The sequence below is a fragment of the Pseudoalteromonas sp. C12FD-1 genome (genome assembly GCF_037414265.1).
Taxonomy (GTDB): Bacteria; Pseudomonadota; Gammaproteobacteria; order Enterobacterales; family Alteromonadaceae; genus Pseudoalteromonas.
This window is the reverse complement of sequence record NZ_JBBEVD010000052.1, coordinates 165,665-186,882: the sequence shown is the minus strand read 5'-3', so window position 1 is coordinate 186,882 and position 21,218 is coordinate 165,665. Positions and strand designations below refer to the sequence as shown.

The window sequence follows — 21,218 nt, the reverse complement described above, 5'->3', positions numbered from 1 at the left end:
TTGTTTTAAAAATCAGTCACATTATAAAAAACAATATATATGAACGATGTATGCAATGCACCTGGTTTATTACCAGTAGAAACCGCAATAAGTAACATGCTAAGCGCTATTAGCTTCAATAAAGCAGCAGAAACCATTTCTATTATGCGCAGCGCTGGCCGTGTTTTAGCAAGTGATATTAAATCTAGTATTAATGTGCCTGCTCACGATAATTCGGCAATGGATGGGTATGCACTATGCCTAAGTGAAGGGCTAACCACCTATCAACAAGTAGGCAGCGTGTTTGCAGGGCAAACCTTTGAAGGCACTTTATCTGCCGGGCAATGCGTTAGAATAATGACCGGCGCGGCACTGCCCTCTGGCGCTAATGCAGTCGTGATGCAAGAAAACGCCACTGCGGATAACGACAAAATAACATTTACGGGTAATATTGAGCTCAATAATAATGTACGCTTTGCCGGCGAAGATATTGCAATAAACAGCATTGTTTTTAAAGCGGGCAGAAAACTAAAAGCAGTCGATGTAGGCTTACTTGCCTCTATTGGCATTAGCCAAGTAAGCGTATATGAAACACTTAAAGTTGCGGTGTTTTCTACAGGGGATGAACTTATAGAGCCCGGCGATGCGCTTCCCGCTGGCGCTATTTATGAAAGTAATCGAGCAGTTATTTTAAGTGAGCTGCAAGATAGCAATATAGAAGTAATTGATTTTGGCATTATCGCTGATGATAAAAACTTGATTAAAAATACATTTTTAAAAGCAAATGAGCAGGCAGATGCTGTAATTAGCTCTGGTGGTGTATCAGTTGGTGAAGCCGATTTTACCAAAGAAGTACTAAATGAAATTGGCGATATACACTTTTGGAAAATTGCCATGAAACCGGGCAAACCCTTTGCGTTTGGTAAATTACCTAACAGCTACTTTTTTGGTTTACCAGGTAACCCCGTATCGGCAGCCGTTACGCTTGAGCGACTTGTAAAACCCGCTCTTACAAAACTTTCAGGTAATGAACATACCGCTAAATTACGCTTAAAAGCAACTACCACAGCGCTGATCAAAAAGCGCCCTGGCCGTACCGACTTTCAACGCGGTGTAGCCAGCACCGACGAAAACAATAATCTGCTGGTAACGCCTATAAACAAACAAGGTTCGGGGGTGCTTTCATCGCTTAGTCAAGCAAATTGCCTTATTGTGGTACCAGCCGAAAGTGGCAATATTGCGAAAGACGAAACCGTAGAAATAGAGCTGTTATAGCTTATGCAAATTTGCTTAGTTAGCAGTATATAAGCACGAGTAATAAAAAACCCAGCAAGTATGTGCAACCTGCTGGGCTTGAGTTTAGGTTTAAACCGCTATTAAAATAACGACTCAAAGTCACCGTTAGGAAATAATACCCCTGGAATACCACGTACTGCGGTTACATCTGCAATTTTTGTATCGCCTAAATACAAGCCACCGCGGTAATTGCTGCCCGCTTGTTTAACATCTAGCCAGCGACCGTTTTCACCTTTTGCAGTTAAACTAATGTTGCTATTTACTTCTCTAATACGCAAATCTAAGGCTTTTTGTTTTACGCTAATAAAAACATCACTACTGGTAAGCTGCGATAAATCAATAACATCTCCTACATACGCTAAGCTAAAATCACTCGCACCACCCAACGGCAAAGCTAGCTCTAAGCCAAACATTAAATCATCGTTTTCCTCACCAGTGAGTGGCGATGCTTCTAATGCCGTAATATGAAAAGGTGTCGTTTGAATATCACTTTGAAACTGCCCTTCAAAATCAAATGCAGATAAAGAGGTCACTTCCTGTGCAAAAGCAGTAACAAATCGATTTAGATCTAATGATAACTCACCTGTAAGCTCACCAGATTGCTTAGCAATAACAACATCAGTTGTAATATTAGCGATACCTGTTTGCGCATCGGGTAATAATTCACTTTGCTCACTTGTCCCATCAAATTCAACCAGCAACTCACTTACATCAACATCTAAACGCGTATCGCCGTTAACAACAAAAGCACTCATTACCCCTTCCACTTTATCACCCAGTACGCCACTGACTCTAAAGGTAGGAATAGACATCTCTATATTTACAGGCAAACCGTCATAAGTACCTGTAATTAGCCATTCGTAGGGTGATGTAGAGTAACTAATATCAAGATTGCGTAACGTGTACTGCCCTTCGCTTGCTGAAACTTCCGCAAGCGGCGAGTAATTAATGAGTACTTCATTAATTACTTCAGCAAGTACAGTAATCGCTTTTTGAGTATCATCATCAAGTGCACTTTCTAATTGCTCAAGTTTTACGTCTAAATCGTCAGCGTAGGTTGTGTCTTGTAAACGAACAACACCAAGTACATCTCTTACATTTTCAAGTAATTCGCGTGACTCTAGTAGTTGCTCAGATTCGACTTTTTGTTGCCAATTGGTGTAACTAGTCACACTGGCAATAGTTTGCTTAACTTGACCAGCTACACTTTGAATTAAACCATTGCCTTGTTCACTGTAAAGGTTATCTGCAATGTATTGATCAGCTAAATTACTGTAGGTTTGCCAAGCACTGGTGTCATCCTGCTCGGTAATAAAATCATTAAATGCAGTAGCTAAATCAAAGTCATCAACAGCCACGCCAGCTACAATTGCACCATAGGTAAATGCATTAGCAACAATTTCAGCCTCTAAGGTATTACTTAAGTTACTGTGTGTGAGTTGATAAAACGGGCTTGCCGATAAACTAGCAAGAGTAGCATCAATATTAGCTTCATTAATTACAGTACTTAAAGGCGAGAAAAACACCTCATTAACGCCAGGCGCAACATAAGCACGGGCGGCATAATTTAAATTAACACCGGTTATCTCTTCAAAATCAATTAAACGGTTCTCGTTTATATCGTTTACATCGCCGCGCAACGTTCTGCCGCAGCCTGTAAAGCGTGGGCATGGCAAAGCACTATCGTCAGGTATAAATTCAAATGTATAAAAATTAAGAGGCGATACGCTCACGCTAGCGGTATTTATATTTTCAACTGCAACAGATTCAACGACATTGCCTTGGCTGTCTAATTGATTAAGTGTACCTTTAGCTGATTGCCACTGAGGCACATAAAAGTTTACGGTAGCAGTAGATGCAACGCTTATTTCAACCACTTCGTCATTACTATCATTTGAAGAGCCGCCACAGCCACTAAGCGCTACAGCAACTGACAAAGGTAAAAGTTTTTTTAACATCTTCATTCCTTAAAACTTAATGTTCATGTACCAATTTACATTCGCATAATAAGCTTTATCTAAATCTAAGCTGTCGGTTTGTAAATTAAGGCCAAAGTACTCGTTTTCAATTCCGACTAAAAACGCTTCACTTTTTGTTTCATAGCCAGCTTGTACTTTCCAATGATCCCAAAAGTGAATACGTCCTTTTAGCTGGCTAAACGTATCTTCGTCATATTGTTTTATTGTTAGCGCAGTTGAATATCGAGAGTTAATTCTGTAGTCAGCAAAAGCGGTAATACGCATTTCCATATCAAGTGTGTGCGACTGGGTATTACCAAAAGCAGATGTTTGTAGTGACACAGTAGGTGTTGATACAACACTCCCATTCTCATCTTCACTAAAAGGAATTTCTGTTGTTTGCCCTTTTACCGAGCCGGTATCATCAAAATCAGTTTTATAAAGTAGATCTTTTACACTTAGGCCTACTTTTAAATCGTCATTTACTTGCCAATCAGCAAAAATATCTAAGCTATAACCTAAGCCTTCTGGGTTTTCAGAGGGGGTAAATTTTTTAAATAAAATATCTTTCGAAAAATTATAATCAGCTGTAATGCTACCTTCAACATCGTCACTAAATATTCGCCCATCTACAGAGGCATCTTGAAAATGTGTACTAGCAAACACAGACACTTTAGGTGTGATAGTTAACGCGTTTTTATCTAAAAACTTAAAATCGTATGAAACAAATACCCCATTAGAGGTAACTTGTTTTGCATCTAATTGGTACGTGTAAAATCGCTCTTCAAAGGGTAAATCGTTTTTTTCTAAATATGTATAAAGTGCAGTGTCTGGATCAAAGTTAAGTACATAGTCATAGCGGCTTTGCAGACCAACTTTAAAGTTGTTGTAACCTACCCCAATTTCAAAAATATTATAAGTAAATGCACTATCGCCAGATTTAATAGGCTCGTCAAAATCATCTACAAATGCTTGTACTGGCTGTGCCTCAGTGTAAATTTCGGCGTCAAAGTGAGTAAATATTTGAAATTGATTATTTGCAGAAGCTAGAGGTGAAAGTAGAACAGTTGAAAATCCTAACAAGAGAATTTTTTTTTTCATAATTTAATCGCTTTCTATAAAAAAAGGGAAAAGCGCAGCGCTTTTCCCTTTTATAGTTTAAGTATTAGTTAGATGAGTCAATTAAAGTCACATCTGTGTACTCAATTACTTCATCATCAATGTAAGTAATCGAAACACCATTTGTAACTTTAGTTGCTGTACCAAAGGTCATCATCATGCCGTCGTACATTGCTTTAACGTCGCCCATGTAACCAGCTGACTCAGTACCCGACATAGATAGCGTGTAACCCATTGCAGCGTCTCCATTAACTTTTATTTCAAGCATGGTCATATCTTCATCACCACTGCTATCCACTTCAGACATTACGCTAAAGTCTAAGTCGCCAGACATACCTGCTAGTTCTAACATTGCAAAATCGGTTTCTTCCATACCGCTAAGGTTTAGCGTACCCATAAAGCCTGAGTCACCGTCCATAATCTCAACACGGTTCCATGCTTGCGCCATAGTCAGCTCAGCATCGTCAATCGTATCTGCGGTTACAGCACCGTCAAAGGTAAATACTAAACACGAATCAATTTGTGTTGAATCGGTAATAGTACCATCAGCAAATGCTTGACACTCTTCAAGTGCAGCTGCAGCCTCACCTGTTACAAGCTCTACTGTTGCATCGCTGTCGGTTTCTAGCTTGCCACCCCAAGCAACAACAAGCTGGTCATCTTGATACGCTGCTGATGCAGTGATCTCGCTACCAGTTGTTGAGTTTATAAGCATTAGCGTTAAGTCGTCTAGGCTGTAATCGTAGTCCCACTCAGGGTGAGTTGTTGACGTACCTTCACCAGAATTCCCCATGTCGGCAAGCTCTTCAAACACATCAAATAACACTTCAGCTGTATCGTAAAGTGCATCGCTACCCGTGCTTGTTAATACCGTCATTGTAGAAAGTGACATTGACGTTTCTTTAACAGATGCTGTAGCTACTGCAAGGTCTGCTTCTGCTTGTAAGCTAAGTGCTGTTACAAGTTGCTCGTTTGCAAGATCAGCTTGTATTTGTGCTGCTTCAGCCATCGTATTTGCGCTTGCAATTAAGTCATCAGCTTCAGCCGTATCAGCTTCAGTCACTGCTACAGCTTTATATTCAGTTGCTGCTTCTAAAGCTTGTTCAATCGCAAGTTCAAGCGCATCTACAGCAGCAGAAAAATCAGAAGCAGCAGTAACCGCAGCATCAACAAAAGCAACCGTTGCTTGAGCATCGTCACCCGAGTCAACAGCAGCTTGTGCAGCATCAAGCGCACTTGTTGAAGCAGCTTCTGCAGTATTAGCAGCTGTTTTCTTTTCACCTGCAACATCGGCAGTGTTCATAGCAACTTCTTTAGCGGCTGCTACTTCAACCTCGTACTCAGTAATAGCGTCTTGCGCATCAATTACTAACTGCGCAATTGCTGCATCATATGCGCTTACATTTTCTACTTCTACTAAAGCTGCGTCTTGTAAATCAGTTGCAGAATCTAGTATGCCTTGATAATCAGAGCTTTGCTCTACAAGTAAAGCCGCAGTGCTAACATAGTCTTGTGCTTTTGCGTATAAAACGTTTACTAGTGTTGATAAACCCGCTGCTTCAGCCTGATTTTCAAGTGCTGCAACAGAATTAGCAAATTCAATCGCAGAAGCTGCATCAGTAACTGCATCACCACCTAGCGCTTGAACATCAGCAAGCATTGCCTCAGCAGCATCTACCGATGCTTGTAGCTCTGTAAGCTCAGTAGAAGATGCATCAATTTGTGCTGATAGAGCAACCGCTAAATCAACAAAAAAGTCATCGCCTGCAACACACTCATCGCCCGTACAACCAAGCTCTTCTAGGGCTTCTTGCACAGTACCTGCAAGCTCTGCTAATTCAGCGTCACTGGCTGCGCCGTTTTTAACTGCGTTGTCTTTTGCTTCTTTTGCTTTAGTTGCAATGCCTGCAGAATTTTGTGCAAATGCAGCAATATCTTCAGTTGACGCATTCGGGTTATTAGCTAAATAGGCTGCATCTAATGCCGCTTTAATAGCATCTTCATCACCCGTTGCAATAGCGACAAATATGCTTGCAGTGCTAGAAACAGCTGTTTGTAAGGTTGCTGCAATGTCAGTAGTACTTAAAGTGCCTGCTGCAATACCGGCTGTAATGCTTGCTATAGCATCAGAAATTGATGGTAAACCTTGAACCGAAGATGACAGCTGCGCAATCATTAATACGCCTTGCGAAAGCGCTTCTTCACCATCAACATCACTTAAATCTACTGCACCACCGTTTGATAAGTCACCAATAAGCGCTGATAATAATACCGCGGCATCTGGCCCCAAAACTTGGATCACCGTGTTTAAGCTTGTTGATGCAATAGCATCGGCATCAACATCGTCACCAGCTTCAAGTAGTGCTTGAGCAACTAGCGTCGTTAAAAAGGTAACATTTGCTTTAAACGAACGTGCAACGTTTGCATCACCTGCTGCACCACTTGCACCAGACGCATCAGCTTCTGCTGCTGCAATATATTTAACAACCGAAAGCTCTAGGTCTGCTTTATACCATTCACCAAACTCAATGTTAGTATCACCATCGTTTACATCGTCAGCGTCAGGCGCTTCATCGTAAGTTCCACAACCAACGTAAGCATCACAACGTAAATAACTCTCATCACCTTCTTCAGCTGTAGCAACTGTAATATATACAGGGCCTGTAAAGTCATCTTCAAGGTAAATGCTGTAGCTGCCATTATCGCCAGTTACTAGCGCATCAGGGTTACCTGCAATTTTACTTGCTTCCACTGCCGCATCTGCCGTATCTTGCGACGTTGCTTCTCCAGTGAATGTTTCTGCTTCTGCTGATGCTTCTAATCTAAATGCAACTGGAACACTTTGCCCAGTTTCATCAAGTGTCATCACGCTAACAACGGCACCTTTCATCGCGCCTTTAACAGCTTTACCTGTTATTTCTACGTTAAATTGCGCGTCATCAGATGATATTACCGATTCAACGGGAGGAACATAAGTGTTTCTATCGTTGTCTGAGCCACAACCTGCTAAACCTAATGTTAGTGCAACAGAAGCTGCGATTGGGGTAATTTTAGTCATACGCTGTGCCATTTATTTCTCCTTGATAGCCTGCAATGAGTATTAGAAATTATTTTGTTAATATGCATGTGAAAGTTTACAGAAAAACTGACACACAATAACAACCTTTGTTACTTATAGATTAAAGTAACATTAAGTAATAAGTTTTTGCTACATCTTTATACATTTAAAGTGAATGTTTTTACCACAAATTAAACGACGCTTCTTCATAACCTTTACTATCTTTCAATAACCTATGTTAAAAATATTAAGAAGCATCGCTCTAACGTACAATATATTCACAATATTAAGTGAATATTACATTTAATTTAGTTTGTTAATAATATTCTTCAAGTAAATGCGGCGTATACACATAAAAAAAGCTCATTCAGCAGTATGTAATGAAAAATCATTAGACTTTGAAGCTAAATTTTTGTTGAAGAGAGCCTAAACATAAAGTTTAGAACATGATGAATAAATATAAATATTTATCCATAATTTGAGGTACACATTAACGGCAACGTTTGTTGCCGTTAATTAAAATGTAGACTATTGAGGAACCCTTACAACCCCTTCCATAAGTACACGAGCACTTCGGCTCATACTAGCTTTGGTTACTTGCCAATCACCATCTATTTTTTTAGCTTCTGCGCCTACTTTTAGCGTGCCAGAGGGGTGGCCAAAGTTAATTTCGTTCAATGCCCCGCCACCTGCGGCCATATTAACAAGCGTCCCTTCAATAGCCGCGGCTGCGCCAATAGCCACTGCGGCTGTGCCCATCATGGCGTGATGAAGCTTGCCCATAGACATAGCGCGTACTAATAAATCAATTGTTGTAGCTTCAATAAACTTACCACTTGACGCGTTATAATCTAATGGCGCTGCCACAAAGGCCACTTTAGGCGTATGTTGGCGTGTTTGCGCTTCGTTAATATTAGCTATTAACCCCATTTTTACTGCGCCGTAAGCACGTATTGTTTCAAGTTTTTTAAGTGCGGCAGTATCATTATTTATGTCATTTTGTAGCTCAGCGCCGGTGTAGCCAATATCGCTTGCATTAATAAACACAGTAGGAATACCCGCGTTTATCATAGTAGCTTTTAAAGTACCAACTCCTGGTACTTCTAAGTCATCCACTACATTGCCTGTAGGAAATAATGCGCCTTCGCCGTCTGCTGGGTTCAAAAACTCAAGTTTTACCTCAGCGGCAGCAAAGGTAACACCGTCGAGTTCAAAATCACCGGTTTCTTGTACTTCACCATTGGTAATAGGCACATGAACTAAAATACTTTTTTTAATATTAGCTTGCCACACACGCACAATAGCAACGCCGTTGTCGGGCACTTTACTTTTGTCGACTAAGCCATTCGTTATTGCAAATGCGCCTACGGCTGAGGTTAAGTTACCGCAGTTACCGCTCCAATCTATAAAGGGTTTATCTATTGCCACTTGGCCAAATAAATAGTCTACATCGTGATTAGGTTGCTCGCTTTTACTTAAAATAACCGTTTTACTGGTACTTGATGTAGCACCGCCCATGCCATCGGTTTGTTTACCGTAAGGATCGGGGCTGCCAATTATGCGTAACAGTAAGTTATCGCGCGCCTCACCTGCCTCTTGCGCCGATTTTGGTAAATCGGTTAATTTAAAAAACACGCCTTTACTGGTGCCGCCACGCATGTAAGTTGCTGGTACTTTAATTTGTGGTTTAAACATAATGCACACCCCTTATGCTGATTGCGTTGCTTCTAAAAAGTCTTGTGCAAAACGCTGTAATACACCACCAGCAGCATAAATAGAAAGCTCCTCTTGGGTATCAAGTCGGCACTTCATAGGTACAGTTAGCACCTCACCATTTTTACGCGTGATTACTAAATCAATGGTAGCACCAGGCGTTGGCTCGCCTTTTACATCAAAGCTTTCGCTGCCATCAATGTTAAGGGTTTTGCGGGTAGTGCCTGGTTTAAATTCAAGGGGTAATACCCCCATACCAATTAAGTTAGTACGGTGTATGCGCTCAAAGCCTTCTGCGGCTATCACTTCAACGCCTGCAAGCCTTACGCCTTTTGCAGCCCAATCGCGAGACGAGCCTTGGCCATAATCGGCACCCGCTACAATTATTAGCGGCTGTTTACGCTGCATATAAGCTTCAATTGCTTCCCACATGCGGGTATTAGTGCCTTGAGGCTCTAAACGCGCGTATGAACCTTGTTTAACTTCCCCGTTTTCATCACGTACCATTTCGTTTAACAATTTAGGGTTTGCAAACGTGGCGCGCTGCGCGGTTAAGTGATCCCCGCGGTGGGTTGCATACGAGTTAAAATCCTCTTCAGGGACATTCATTTTAGTTAAGTATTCACCCGCAGCACTGCTTGCCATAATTGCGTTTGATGGCGATAAATGATCTGTTGTAATGTTATCGCCAAGTACAGCAAGAGCGCGCATGCCGGTCATGGTGCGCTCACCTGCAAGGGCGCCTTCCCAATATGGCGGTCGGCGAATATACGTACTTTGCTCGCGCCAGTCATATAGTGGGTCGTTGTCTTCACCGTAATCTACGGTTAAATCAAACATAGGCTCGTACACTTTTTTAAATTGCTCTGGCTTAACGCTTTGTTTTATTACTTCATCTATTTCTTCATCGCTTGGCCATAAATCTTTTAGCGTTATATTGTTGCCGTGTTGATCTTGCCCTAAACTATCTTTTTCAATATCAAAACGAATAGTACCGGCAATAGCATAAGCTACAACTAATGGCGGTGACGCTAAAAACGCTTGCTTAGCATAGGGATGAATACGCCCATCAAAGTTACGATTGCCCGAAAGCACCGCTGTTGCGTATAAATCGCGATCGATTACTTCTTGTTGAATTACGGGGTCAAGCGCGCCGCTCATGCCGTTACAAGTAGTACAGGCAAAACCCACAATACCAAAACCAAGCTTTTCAAGTTCTGGAAGTAAGTTTGCCTCTTCAAGGTATGATTGCACCGCTTTAGAACCGGGCGCGAGTGAGGTTTTAACCCATGGTTTACGCATCAAGCCTTTGGCATTTGCGTTGCGCGCAATAAGGCCTGCAGCAATTACGTTGCGCGGATTACTGGTGTTAGTACAGCTGGTAATAGCGGCAATAATACATGCACCATCTGGCATTAAGCCTTCATTGTTTTCAACGATACCTGATATACCTTCTTTTGCTAAATCGCTCGTTGATACACGGCGGTGTGGGTTCGAAGGCCCAGCAATATTGCGCCCAACACTCGATAAATCAAACTTAAGCACCCGCTCGTATTTTGCTGTTTTTAAACTATCGCTCCAAAGGCCTGCCGTTTTAGCGTAGTTTTCTACAAGCGCTATTTGCTCTTCATCGCGACCTGTTAAACGTAAATAGTCTATTGTTTTATCGTCTATATAAAACATGGCCGCAGTTGCGCCAAATTCTGGCGTCATGTTTGAAATGGTTGCTCTGTCACCAAGGGTTAGTGCATCGGCACCTTCGCCGTAAAATTCTAAATAGGTCGAAACCACACGCTTAGCGCGTAAAAATTCAGTAATAGCTAATACTATATCGGTTGCAGTAATACCTGGCTGGCGAGTACCTGTAAGCTCAACACCTACAATGTCAGGCAAGCGCATGTACGAGGCACGGCCAAGCATTACGCTTTCGGCTTCAAGCCCACCTACACCTACAGCAATTACGCCAAGTGCATCAACATGCGGGGTGTGGCTATCAGTGCCTACTAAGGTATCGGGGAATGCAATGCCATCGCGGTTTTGAATAACAGGCGACATTTTTTCAAGGTTAATTTGATGCATAATGCCGTTACCAGGCGGAATAACATCAATATTTTTAAAAGCGGTTTTAGTCCAGTTTATAAAGTGAAAACGGTCATCGTTGCGTCTATCTTCTATGGCGCGGTTTTTTTCAAATGCGTCGGGCTCAAAACCGGCATGCTCAACCGCTAATGAGTGATCAACAATAAGCTGTGTTGGCACTACCGGATTCACTTTAGCCGGATCCCCGCCTTTGGCAGCAATGGCATCGCGCAGGCCAGCTAAATCAACTAAAGCGGTTTGGCCTAAAATATCGTGGCACACCACGCGCGCCGGATACCACGGAAAATCTAAATCTTGTTTACGCTCAATAAGTTGATTAAGCGCATCGGTTAGCATATCGGGCTCACAGCGGCGTACTAAGTTTTCGGCAAGTACACGTGATGTGTAAGGCAATGTAGCGTAGGCACCTGGCTTTATTGCATCTACCGCAGCTTGCGTGTCGTAGTAGTCTACATTTGAGCCGGGTAAGGGTTTTCGGTATTGGGTGTTGTTAATTATGGTCATAATATCTGTTCGCTAATAGGTGACGGGAAATAAAAGACAAAAAGGTGAGCGTGTTGCTCACCCTATACCAATGCGCTTAATTAAGTATTATTACGGATTGGTATTATGCGTAACTAATCAGCCTCTTGATTCAATTGGCGTGTAGCTGCGCGCCTCTGGCCCTGTATAATCTGCACTTGGACGAATAATACGGTTATTAGCACGCTGCTCTTTAACATGTGCAGTCCAGCCTGTAACACGGCTCATAACAAATATTGGCGTAAACAATTTGGTTGGAATATCCATAAAGTGATATGCCGATGCATGGAAAAAATCGGCATTACAAAATAGTTTTTTCTCGCGCCACATAACCTCTTCACACCTAACCGACACTGGGTAAAGCACATCATCGCCCACCTCAGCCGCTAGCTTTTCAGAGAACTTTTTAATAATAACGTTACGTGGGTCTGACTCACGGTAAATAGCGTGGCCAAAGCCCATAATTTTATCTTTACGCTCTAGCATACCCATAATTTCTTGCTCTGCGTGATCCGCATTTGTAAAGTTTTGAATCATATCCATAGCGGCTTCGTTTGCACCACCATGTAGTGGCCCGCGTAGCGTGCCAATAGCACCTGTTACACACGAGTGAATATCCGATAAGGTCGAAGCACAAACACGCCCCGTAAAGGTGGAGGCGTTAAATTCATGCTCTGCGTACAAAATTAGCGACACATTCATTACTTGTGCAAAAAGCTCACTCGGTGCTTTGTCGTGTAATAAATTTAAAAAGTGCGCGCCTACTGAGTCGTCATCAGTTTGGGTTTCAATACGAACGCCATCGTGTGTAAAGCGGTACCAATAACAAATAATACTTGGGAAGAGCGCAACCATGCGGTCTATGGCATCGTTTGCTTGGCTAAAATCAAGTTCCATTTCTAGGTTACCTAACATAGAGCAACCGGTACGCATAACATCCATTGGGTGCGCGTCTTTAGGAATATTTTCAAGCACGGTTTTTAGCGCATCTGGCAGACCACGTAAGCTTTTTAGTTTAGCTTTATATTCAGCTAGTTCACTGGCTGTTGGTAACTCGCCGCGCGAAAGTAAAAATGACACTTCTTCAAACTGTGCTTTTTCGGCAAGTTCGCTAATATCGTAACCACAATACGTTAAACCAGAGCCTGTTTGCCCTACTGTACATAATGCTGTTTGCCCTGCTACTTGGCCACGTAAGCCTGCACCGCCTAATGCTTTATCTACCATGATCTTCTCCTATCTTAAATTTGTGTGTGTTATCTATTTTAATAGTTATTATTTGTCAGATTTTGATGAAAAAAGGTTATCGAGTGTATTTTCGTATGTGTGGTAATCTAAAAAGTCGTAAAGCTCGGCGCGTGTTTGCATGTTCTCAATTTCGCTTTGCTGAGAGCCTTCATTTAAAATCGCAGAGTACACATTAAGCGCTGCTTTATTCATAGCTCTAAACGCACTAAGTGGGTAAAGCACCATTTCAACACCGACCTCACTTAACTGTTCTTTGGTGTAAATAGGTGTTTGGCCAAACTCAGTAATGTTAGCCAAAATAGGCACGTTTAACGCGTCAGAAAACGCTTGATAATCGGCAAGGTCGTGCACGGCTTCAGCAAAAATTGCGTCTGCACCAGCCTCAACACAGGCAGCTGCACGGTCAATTGCGGCATTTAAGCCTTCTTTTTGAAACGCATCGGTGCGGGCCATAATGTAAAAGTCGCTATCGGTTTTCGCATCAACCGCCGCTTTAATACGGTCAACCATTTCACCTTGGCTTACAATTTCTTTATTAGGACGATGGCCGCAACGCTTTTGCGCTACTTGGTCTTCAATATGAAAACCCGCTGCGCCTGCTTTGGTCATTTCTTTAACGGTACGGGCAATATTAAACGCACCGCCCCAGCCTGTATCGGCATCTACTAGTAGTGGCAAATCGCTTGCACCAGTAATACGGCGAATATCTTCAAGCACGTTATCAAGGCTAGTCATACCTAAATCGGGCATACCGTAAGACGCGTTTGCTACACCGGCACCAGAGAGATAAATAGCTTGGTGGCCCATTTTTTCCGCCATCATGGCTGTATAGGCATTTATAGTACCTACCACCTGCAATGGACGGTTATTAGCAATAGCCTGTTTAAATTTTAATCCTGCTGACATTACTTTCTCCTCACTTTGAACGGTTGCTACTTGGAGTAACTTATATTTTTAATCTTAAATTGTGACTGTTTTATCTTTTAGCTGTTAGCTGTTAGCTTTTAGCTTTTAGCCTTTAGCCTTAACCTTTAACTTTTAGCTGTTAGCTGTTAGCTATTAGCTTTCAACCTTTAACCTTAGCCTTTAACCTTAGCCTTTAACCTTAACCTTTAGCCTTAGCCTTTAACCTTAACCTTTAGCCTTAGCCTTTAACCTTAACCTTTAACCTTTAACCTTTAACCTTTAACTTTTAACTTTTAACTTTTAACTTTTAACTTTTAACTTTTAACTTTTAACTTTTAACTTTTATAAAGTTTTTGTTTATGACAAATACCAATCTGTATGTGTATGAGGTCTATTTAACGCTAAGAAAATCGTTCTGTAACTAGGCAATAATTTTTATGTTTAGTGGTTCTAAATAAAAAATTCTTAACGACGTTATAGAGCGATTTAATCAGTTAAATTGTTCGAATACTCATATTGATTGGTATACATCAAATTTGGTTTGAATATTGGCTTGCGATGCACTTATGTGTCGCTTCATCAGCATTTCTGCAAGTTCACCATCGTGGTTTTCTATTGCGTTAATAATGGCTAAATGCTCGTCAAACGCTTTAGATACGCGCGGCCCCACCATACCCATTTGCACACGGTACATACGAATTAACTGATAAAGTCCATTACATAACAAATGTATAAGGTGCGCGTTTTTACTGCCTTTAATAATGCGATAATGAAAGTCTAAATCGCCTGCTTCTTGATAGTACGACTCGCCTTCTTTAACACGCTGCGTTTGTAAATGCTGATTGAGTAATTGCTTTAGGCTTTTAACCTCGTCAGCGGCCATATTGTCGGCAGCTAGCCTACATGCCAACCCTTCAAGAGAGCTTCGCACTTGGTATACTTCAATTAAGCGCTCTGCAGTGAGTGCCACTACACGGCAGCCCACGTTTGCTTTACGCTCTACTAAGTAACAGCTTTCTAAACGATTTAATGCTTCTCTGAGGGTGGCACGGCTTACACCGTAACGCTTTGCAAGTTCAGGCTCAGATATTTTACTACCTTGCTCTATACTGCCCTCTACTATTTCACGGCGCATATCTACAAACACTTGATCAGAAGCTGTAGTAATAGGTGTATCGATTAAAAAAGGTTGTGTCATGGCTTATAAGTAAATTGTCGACAATTAATGTGCTAACTATGTGCTTAATAAAAAAACATGTCAACCCTTAACCCAACCTAAATGAGCAAAAAACACATCCATTGTCGACACAGTTAATCTAAAGTCGTATAAAACTGCTTTAAAATTAAACTAAAAACACAATATGTCGACATACTCGCAAGTTATAAAACCGCTATTTAACGCTGAAATAGCGCCTTAAAAGTGCTAATATCACGCTTTATTTTTTTAATACGAGCCAACGCGTGAACGCCAACACTTATATTCCTGAGCACTTTATTGACGACGTAAAAACCTATTTACCAGCGCACCTCAATTTAGACGATTTTATAAACGCGTGTCGTCGCCCGCTCAGAAAGTCTATTCGTGTTAATACGTTAAAAATTTCGGTTGAAGAGTTTTTAAAGCGCGCAGAACAAAAAAACTGGCAGCTTACCCCTATACCTTGGTGTAGCGAGGGTTTTTGGCTAGAGCGCCCAAGCGAAGAGGAGCAAAATTTAGCGCTGGGCAATACCGACCTACACCTAAGCGGTGCAATGTATGTGCAAGAAGCAAGCTCAATGCTACCGCCTATGGCACTAAAGCACAGTATTAAAAACTCAGACGAAAATAATAACTATGTGCTTGATATGGCATCAGCCCCTGGCTCTAAAACCTCGCAACTTGCCGCAATAATGAACAACCAAGGCGTGTTGATTGCCAACGAGCTTTCGTCATCACGATTAAAAGTACTGAGCGCTACGCTAAAACGTATGGGCGTAGGTAACTGTGCGCTTTCGCACTTTGATGGCATCATATTTGGTAACTACATGTTTGAATGCTTTGATAGCATATTACTCGATGCGCCTTGCTCAGGCGAAGGGACAGTACGAAAAGATGCCGACGCACTCAAAAACTGGTCAATAGAATCAAATATTGAGATTGCCCAAGTACAAAAAGACTTAATTAAAAGTGCATTTTACGCATTAAAACCAGGCGGTACACTGGTGTATTCTACCTGTACGCTAACCCCGCTCGAAAACCAAAACGTGTGCGACTACCTACTGAGTGAATTTGGCGACTACATTGAGCCGCAACCACTAAGCGATTTATTTGAAGGCGCAGAAAAAGCAACAACCACTGACGGTTACTTACATGTGTGGCCGCAAACGTACGACAGTGAAGGCTTTTTTATTGCTAAATTTAAAAAACTAGCAGGCTGTAGTAATCCAAATCAAACGGTAAAAAAAGGCGCGTTTCCGTTTAACGAGTTTGATAAAAAACAAACCACGTTATTTATGAGCGAGCTTAAAAAGCAGTTTGGTTTAAAGACGCTGCCAGGTAAATTAATGCAACGTGATAAAGAACTGTGGTTATTTCCAGATGGCTTTGAAGCCGTGCAAAATAAAATTAAATACGCACGTTTAGGTATTCAGCTGGGTATTATTCATAAAAATGGCGTAAGGCTTACCCACGAGTTTGCTACCGTGTTTGGTAATGAATGCAAAAGCAATACGTATGCTTTAACAAACGAGCAAGCAAACGACTACTTTAATGGTAAAGACATACGCTTAGAAGACGTTACAAAAGCCACCGGCGAAGTAGTATTAACCTTATGTGGCTGCCCAATCGGGCTGGGTAAATGGCAAAAAAATAAGATCAAAAATTCTCTACCACGCGATCTTGTGCAAAATACCCAGTTAATAAACTGGGCATAAACCACTCAACACAAAGGTTAACCTGTGCATAATTTTATTAAGCCTTTGTTATTATTTACGATTAATTAATGAACAAAATTTAGAGTTTTGCAAATTAGTTGACTACACTTGAAAGTACTTTCTTCTTCTCCCTAAGAATTACGAAAGTGTATTTAGTTAGCGCAAGGCTCAACTAAGAGCCATTTGTAGCCCAGAGCTAATAACAATGGCTCTGGGTTTTTTATGTGGTTAGATTTTGTGATTTTTCAAAAGAAGTTTAGAGACGCACAGCTTTGGAGGATTGGCCAAAAATTCAAATATATCAATTTTTTATATATTCTCATTTACTTCTCTCAATGCAAATACTCTTTTAACAAGAAGCTGCACTTCTAACGTGAGCAAGCTCAACGTCTACATAATCAGCTTAAACATATTCCTCGTAGGCGTGAAGCTTGCTCACGCAAAAATTGTTTAAAGCAAACTGCTTTCAAAAAATTAAAGCGCCAGCAAGCAAGGCGCCTACAGTAAAATTATTCACAAAGAGGTCATGAGACGCTTCGCTTTAGAGGGTTGACGAACAAAGCTATTAAGCAGCTTGGCTAATGTCTTCATATTTACTCCTCATTTGCTTCTTTTTGCGCGAATGATCTTTTTAAAAGAAGCTATGCTTTTAACGTGAGATGCAACGCCTACAAGTAAATACACCTAATCTTACTTTACTCTCGGTGGTGAGGTTAAATAACTAATATCTGAAATATTTCCTAAACAAGAAACCTATTTACAATGTTTTTTAAACATCCAGCTATTTCTAGCTGACTCAAACTGCGCGCCAAACTGAAGTGACAAACATAAGATAGGTAATGCATCTCTCTGCTTAGCAATATCAAAAGCACTGGAAAATTTATAGCCGTGCTTTGCTGCAAGCATAAGCTCGTTAACATACAAAGCTTTATACTTTGGAGGGAGTTGCTGCCAGTTAGCTAGCGCTATTTCAATCACACCTAAGTGAACATCTATTTTATAAGGGCCTGCTTTTTTAGCCTGCTGAATATAACCAAACACACGATCGCTTGGGCCCTCTTTATAGCTAGTGACTTTAGCTAGCTCCATCCATGTTTCTGCCCACGACGTTCTGTACTTTAAAGAATTTAAAAGCGCCAACTCTACTTGATCATATATTTTAGGAGGGTTGCCAATGTTAACGTTTTTATCAGTTAAGCTAAGCATTTTTATATAAGCACTTAGCTGCCAATAATGCGCTTGTAATGGCTCTAGCTGTGTTGCGAGTGTTATTGCATCGTTTGCGAGGTTAAGCTCTTGAGGTGTTATTAAATCACGAGGCTGCTTTAGCGTATTTAAAGCATTAAAGTACCATGCATTGGCGCGCATGCTTTGTATGCTCTCAAAAGTTATCAATAACGTAACAATTACAAGTAATGTAATTTGAGTTAGCTTTTTTAAATCACTCATCAAACAAACACTCTGTTAAGCGCTTAGGGTTGTTAATAAACAAATTTTGCGCCTCAAAGTCACCTATTAAATCGCTAACGAGCTTTTTTGTATTACTCAATAGTGGAGGCCTGCGTTTAACTGAGTGAGCATCAGAGGCTACATAACTAACCAAGCCTTTTTGTAGCATATCAAGACTAATTGCTTTAGCAGTATCGCCCCACGCCCCTTCTATGCTTGAGGCCGTTAATTGAAAATCACAACCTAACTGTTTTAAACGCTCAATGTAAAATGGGTTTGATTGAATATCTCTGTTGCGTTCGGGATGAGGAATTATCGCTTTTATATTTTGCTTAGCTAGCCAATTTATAAACTTATCGTAACCTTGCGGTACATGCGAATGAGGTAGCTCTAACAACAAATAATTAACTGAATCTACCTTACCAATAAAAGGTAACTGCCCCGCCATAACAAGACCCATTAATTCAATGTCGAGCCTAACCTCGGCAGCTACTGCAAGTTTTAAATTAATACCTGCATTTAAAGCCTCTTGCTTTAAAACATCAATGTCACTGTATAAATTTTTTGCTGAGTTATTAAATCGGCCTATATGAATATGCGGAGTTGCCACCATATGTGTTATTCCATCATTTTGCGCCATTTTTAATAGCGCTAAAGATTCGCTTAAATCTTTAGCGCCATCATCAATATTAGGCAAAATGTGCGAATGAATATCAAACATACAATATTAGCAACTATGAAGTTGGTTGCTCAGGCTTTTGTGAGTAATCGTAATAATCATAATAACCGTGGCTATGCTCATCTTTATTTTTACTCATATCAACTTTATTAAGCACAATACCCGCAACATGCGCTTTAGATTCAAACAGTCGCTCTATTCCAGCTTTTATAGGTTTAATACGGGTAACATCCGATTTAACTACATAAATTACCGAGTCAGCACTTTGCGAAATCACAAGTGCATCACTCACTGCTTGCGTAGGCGGTGTATCAATAATTATATGATCGTACTTAGTTTTTAATACATCAAGCACTTCGTTAAAACGCGAGCTAGATAAAAGCTCTAACGGGTTACCAGGTATTTGCCCACTAGGCATAATAGCCACACCCGACTGCCCATCAACATGTACACATTCACTAAACTGCTCAGTTCCCACAATCAAATTACTTAACCCTGGGTGAAACACCGGTATATCAAACCGTTTTGCTATACTTGGTTTTCGCAAATCGGCATCAATAAGTAATACTTTACCCATTTGAGCGAGCGACATAGCTAAATTAGCTGACGTAGTTGTTTTACCTTCTCCTGGCGAGCTAGATGTAACAGCAATAACTTTATGGTCGCGCTCTAACTGAGTTAGCAATAAGCTAGTACGGAACGTACGAACAGACTCTGCAAAACGCCTGTAGTTGTCGTCAAGGTATGCATGTATTGGGAATACGCTCTTTTTAGGCATAGGTACATTAGGTAATAAACCTAACATACGCTGCGCAAGTTTACCCTCAACATCGTTTTTAGTTTTAACGGTATCGTTTAACGCATCAAATATAAAGCTCATTACAACTGCAAAACCAAAACTTGCAACAAAAGCCAAAACCACAATAAGTTTTTTATTTGGCTTAGCAGGGTCTTTTGGTGCGTAGGCACGGTCGGTAAAGCGTGCAGCAGCCGAACTAAAGTCACTTGTTACCTCGGTTTCTTTTGAGCGAGATAAAAACGTATTAAATATATTACGGTTAGTCTCAACCTCACGTTTTAACTGATTATATTGTGTTTCCTTGCGGGTAATATCTTGGTACTCAGCGCGTATTTTAGCCAAATCACGCTCAAGCGCACTAACAGTTCGTGTTACGCGGTTTAACTCTTTTTCTATGCCAGTAATAAGGCCTTTAATTTGTTTATTTAAGTTATTTTTTACAGTAGCAAGTTCAGCCTTAGCAGAAATTATTTTAGGGTGTTTAGGGCCATATACTTCGCTTAAATCACTAAGCTTACGCTCAACTAATATAACCTCACGCTTTACATCTTGTATTACTTTATGTGAGGTAATTTCTGGCATGCTGCCTAATAACTCTAAGTTATTATTACCATACTCACTTATTACACGGTTAATGCTTTCAAGGTTATTTTTTTCGTTACGCGCTACTACTAATTGTTGCGATATCTGCTCAAGCTCTTGCGTTGCAAGACCCGCTATCCCTTCAATATCAACTAATTTTTGCTGCTCTCGGTAAGCCTGTAGGCGCACTTCAGAGTCATCTAACTGAATACGAAGTTGCGATAAACGCGTGTTTAGCCAGCTAGATGCTTGTTGAGTAATACCCATTTTTGCACGCATTTGGCTTTCTATGTAAACTTCACCCACTGTATTCGCTACAAGTGCCGCCAACTTTGGGTCGCTCGACTCAAAGCTCACTTTAACTAATTGAGTTTTACGAATGGGTGAAACAGAAAGCCTAGACTTAAACGCAGCTAGTAAGCCTAACATTTCACGCTCAGCAGCCTCTTCAGCAGAATATACAGTTGCTTCTTTTTTATTTAAAAAAGGCAGGTACGATTTTATAGCCTCTTTAACTTCAATAATTACCGTGGACTTAGCAATAAAGTCTTTATGGTTTTTTAAATCAAGCTTTGTAATAACTTCACGAGCTATACTGTCAGATTTAATAACCTCAAACTGAGTTAGGTAATACTCTTTTTGATTTGAGTCCAAACCGTATATTTCTTCAAAGCTAACCGCTTTAGCTTGCTCTGCTTCAATGAGTAATGTGGCAGTTGCAACATACTTAGGTACTAAAGTAAGTGCCACCATAATAGTTAATAAAGTAACTACAGTCGCAAAGCCTAAAATTCGCCACTTGGCGCGCTTAATTACGTTAATATATGCACCTAAATCAATAATCTCTTCATTACTGTTTAAATTTTCGGGTGTGTGGTTCATTAATTACTGCCTTGT

General features: G+C 40.8%; 13 protein-coding genes. 2 read left to right on the top strand and 11 right to left on the bottom strand.

The features are described from left to right. Positions 1 to 39 precede the first annotated feature (39 nt). On the top strand, positions 40 to 1,254 hold the full coding sequence (gene moeA / locus WDB87_RS08095; protein WP_337849571.1) for a molybdopterin molybdotransferase MoeA: 1,215 nt from the start codon (positions 40 to 42) through the stop codon (positions 1,252 to 1,254). Between the two features lie 101 nt (positions 1,255 to 1,355). On the opposite strand, the gene WDB87_RS08090 is transcribed toward moeA, so the two are convergent. The 8 genes from WDB87_RS08090 to WDB87_RS08055 form a co-directional block, all read right to left on the bottom strand. Further along, positions 1,356 to 3,233 carry a hypothetical protein gene (locus WDB87_RS08090; RefSeq protein ID WP_337849570.1) on the bottom strand — a complete coding sequence of 626 codons (1,878 nt, stop codon included), beginning with the start codon at positions 3,231 to 3,233 and terminating at the stop codon, positions 1,356 to 1,358. A gap of 9 nt (positions 3,234 to 3,242) precedes the next feature. Further along, entirely contained in the window at positions 3,243 to 4,334 is a 1,092-nt protein-coding gene (locus WDB87_RS08085; protein ID WP_337849569.1) for a hypothetical protein, read from the bottom strand. 64 nt (positions 4,335 to 4,398) lie between these two features. Then, a complete protein-coding gene (locus WDB87_RS08080; protein WP_337849568.1) occupies positions 4,399 to 7,422 on the bottom strand; it encodes a hypothetical protein in 3,024 nt (1,007 codons plus the stop codon). A 516-nt stretch (positions 7,423 to 7,938) separates the two neighbouring features. After that, entirely contained in the window at positions 7,939 to 9,105 is a 1,167-nt protein-coding gene (gene prpF / locus WDB87_RS08075; RefSeq protein WP_337849567.1) for a 2-methylaconitate cis-trans isomerase PrpF, read from the bottom strand. Between the two features lie 12 nt (positions 9,106 to 9,117). Further along, positions 9,118 to 11,727, bottom strand: a complete 2,610-nt coding sequence (acnD, locus tag WDB87_RS08070; protein WP_337849566.1) for a Fe/S-dependent 2-methylisocitrate dehydratase AcnD — start codon at positions 11,725 to 11,727, stop codon at positions 9,118 to 9,120. A gap of 117 nt (positions 11,728 to 11,844) precedes the next feature. Further along, a complete protein-coding gene (prpC, locus tag WDB87_RS08065) occupies positions 11,845 to 12,972 on the bottom strand; it encodes a bifunctional 2-methylcitrate synthase/citrate synthase (RefSeq protein ID WP_337849565.1) in 1,128 nt (375 codons plus the stop codon). Between the two features lie 48 nt (positions 12,973 to 13,020). Continuing rightward, positions 13,021 to 13,899, bottom strand: a complete 879-nt coding sequence (prpB, locus tag WDB87_RS08060; protein WP_286247153.1) for a methylisocitrate lyase — start codon at positions 13,897 to 13,899, stop codon at positions 13,021 to 13,023. A 511-nt stretch (positions 13,900 to 14,410) separates the two neighbouring features. After that, positions 14,411 to 15,097, bottom strand: coding sequence for a GntR family transcriptional regulator (locus tag WDB87_RS08055; RefSeq protein ID WP_337849564.1), 687 nt, complete (start codon positions 15,095 to 15,097; stop codon positions 14,411 to 14,413). 263 nt (positions 15,098 to 15,360) lie between these two features. Between WDB87_RS08055 and rsmF the strand changes: the two genes are divergently transcribed. Beyond that, positions 15,361 to 16,812 carry a 16S rRNA (cytosine(1407)-C(5))-methyltransferase RsmF gene (gene rsmF, locus WDB87_RS08050; protein WP_337849563.1) on the top strand — a complete coding sequence of 484 codons (1,452 nt, stop codon included), beginning with the start codon at positions 15,361 to 15,363 and terminating at the stop codon, positions 16,810 to 16,812. Positions 16,813 to 17,565: 753 nt separating this feature from the next. On the opposite strand, the gene WDB87_RS08045 is transcribed toward rsmF, so the two are convergent. Genes WDB87_RS08045 through WDB87_RS08035 form a run of 3 tightly spaced genes read right to left on the bottom strand, consistent with a single transcriptional unit; the run spans position 17,566 to position 21,203 of the window. Then, positions 17,566 to 18,261 (bottom strand): VpsP family polysaccharide biosynthesis protein, encoded by a 696-nt coding sequence (locus WDB87_RS08045; protein ID WP_337849562.1) that lies wholly within the window; start codon positions 18,259 to 18,261, stop codon positions 17,566 to 17,568. Next, on the bottom strand, positions 18,254 to 18,982 hold the full coding sequence (locus WDB87_RS08040) for a tyrosine-protein phosphatase (protein ID WP_337849561.1): 729 nt from the start codon (positions 18,980 to 18,982) through the stop codon (positions 18,254 to 18,256). Before WDB87_RS08040 ends, WDB87_RS08045 begins: the two co-directional genes overlap by 8 nt. Before the next feature lie 13 nt (positions 18,983 to 18,995). Further along, positions 18,996 to 21,203: a GumC family protein gene (locus WDB87_RS08035; protein ID WP_337849560.1), complete on the bottom strand. Its 2,208-nt coding sequence runs from the start codon at positions 21,201 to 21,203 to the stop codon at positions 18,996 to 18,998. Between the last annotated feature and the right edge of the window lie 15 nt (positions 21,204 to 21,218).

What these genes read in the sequence shown, in the direction of transcription:
- WDB87_RS08085 (WP_337849569.1), bottom strand. Translation starts at nt 4,334, where the DNA reads ATGAAAAAAAAAATTCTCTTGTTAGGATTTTCAACTGTTCTACTTTCA.
- WDB87_RS08045 (WP_337849562.1), bottom strand. Translation starts at nt 18,261, where the DNA reads ATGAGTGATTTAAAAAAGCTAACTCAAATTACATTACTTGTAATTGTT.
- WDB87_RS08040 (WP_337849561.1), bottom strand. Translation starts at nt 18,982, where the DNA reads ATGTTTGATATTCATTCGCACATTTTGCCTAATATTGATGATGGCGCT.
- WDB87_RS08035 (WP_337849560.1), bottom strand. Translation starts at nt 21,203, where the DNA reads ATGAACCACACACCCGAAAATTTAAACAGTAATGAAGAGATTATTGAT.
- prpB (WP_286247153.1), bottom strand. Translation starts at nt 13,899, where the DNA reads ATGTCAGCAGGATTAAAATTTAAACAGGCTATTGCTAATAACCGTCCA.
- WDB87_RS08090 (WP_337849570.1), bottom strand. Translation starts at nt 3,233, where the DNA reads ATGTTAAAAAAACTTTTACCTTTGTCAGTTGCTGTAGCGCTTAGTGGC.
- prpC (WP_337849565.1), bottom strand. Translation starts at nt 12,972, where the DNA reads ATGGTAGATAAAGCATTAGGCGGTGCAGGCTTACGTGGCCAAGTAGCA.
- WDB87_RS08080 (WP_337849568.1), bottom strand. Translation starts at nt 7,422, where the DNA reads ATGGCACAGCGTATGACTAAAATTACCCCAATCGCAGCTTCTGTTGCA.
- prpF (WP_337849567.1), bottom strand. Translation starts at nt 9,105, where the DNA reads ATGTTTAAACCACAAATTAAAGTACCAGCAACTTACATGCGTGGCGGC.
- moeA (WP_337849571.1), top strand. Translation starts at nt 40, where the DNA reads ATGAACGATGTATGCAATGCACCTGGTTTATTACCAGTAGAAACCGCA.
- WDB87_RS08055 (WP_337849564.1), bottom strand. Translation starts at nt 15,097, where the DNA reads ATGACACAACCTTTTTTAATCGATACACCTATTACTACAGCTTCTGAT.
- acnD (WP_337849566.1), bottom strand. Translation starts at nt 11,727, where the DNA reads ATGACCATAATTAACAACACCCAATACCGAAAACCCTTACCCGGCTCA.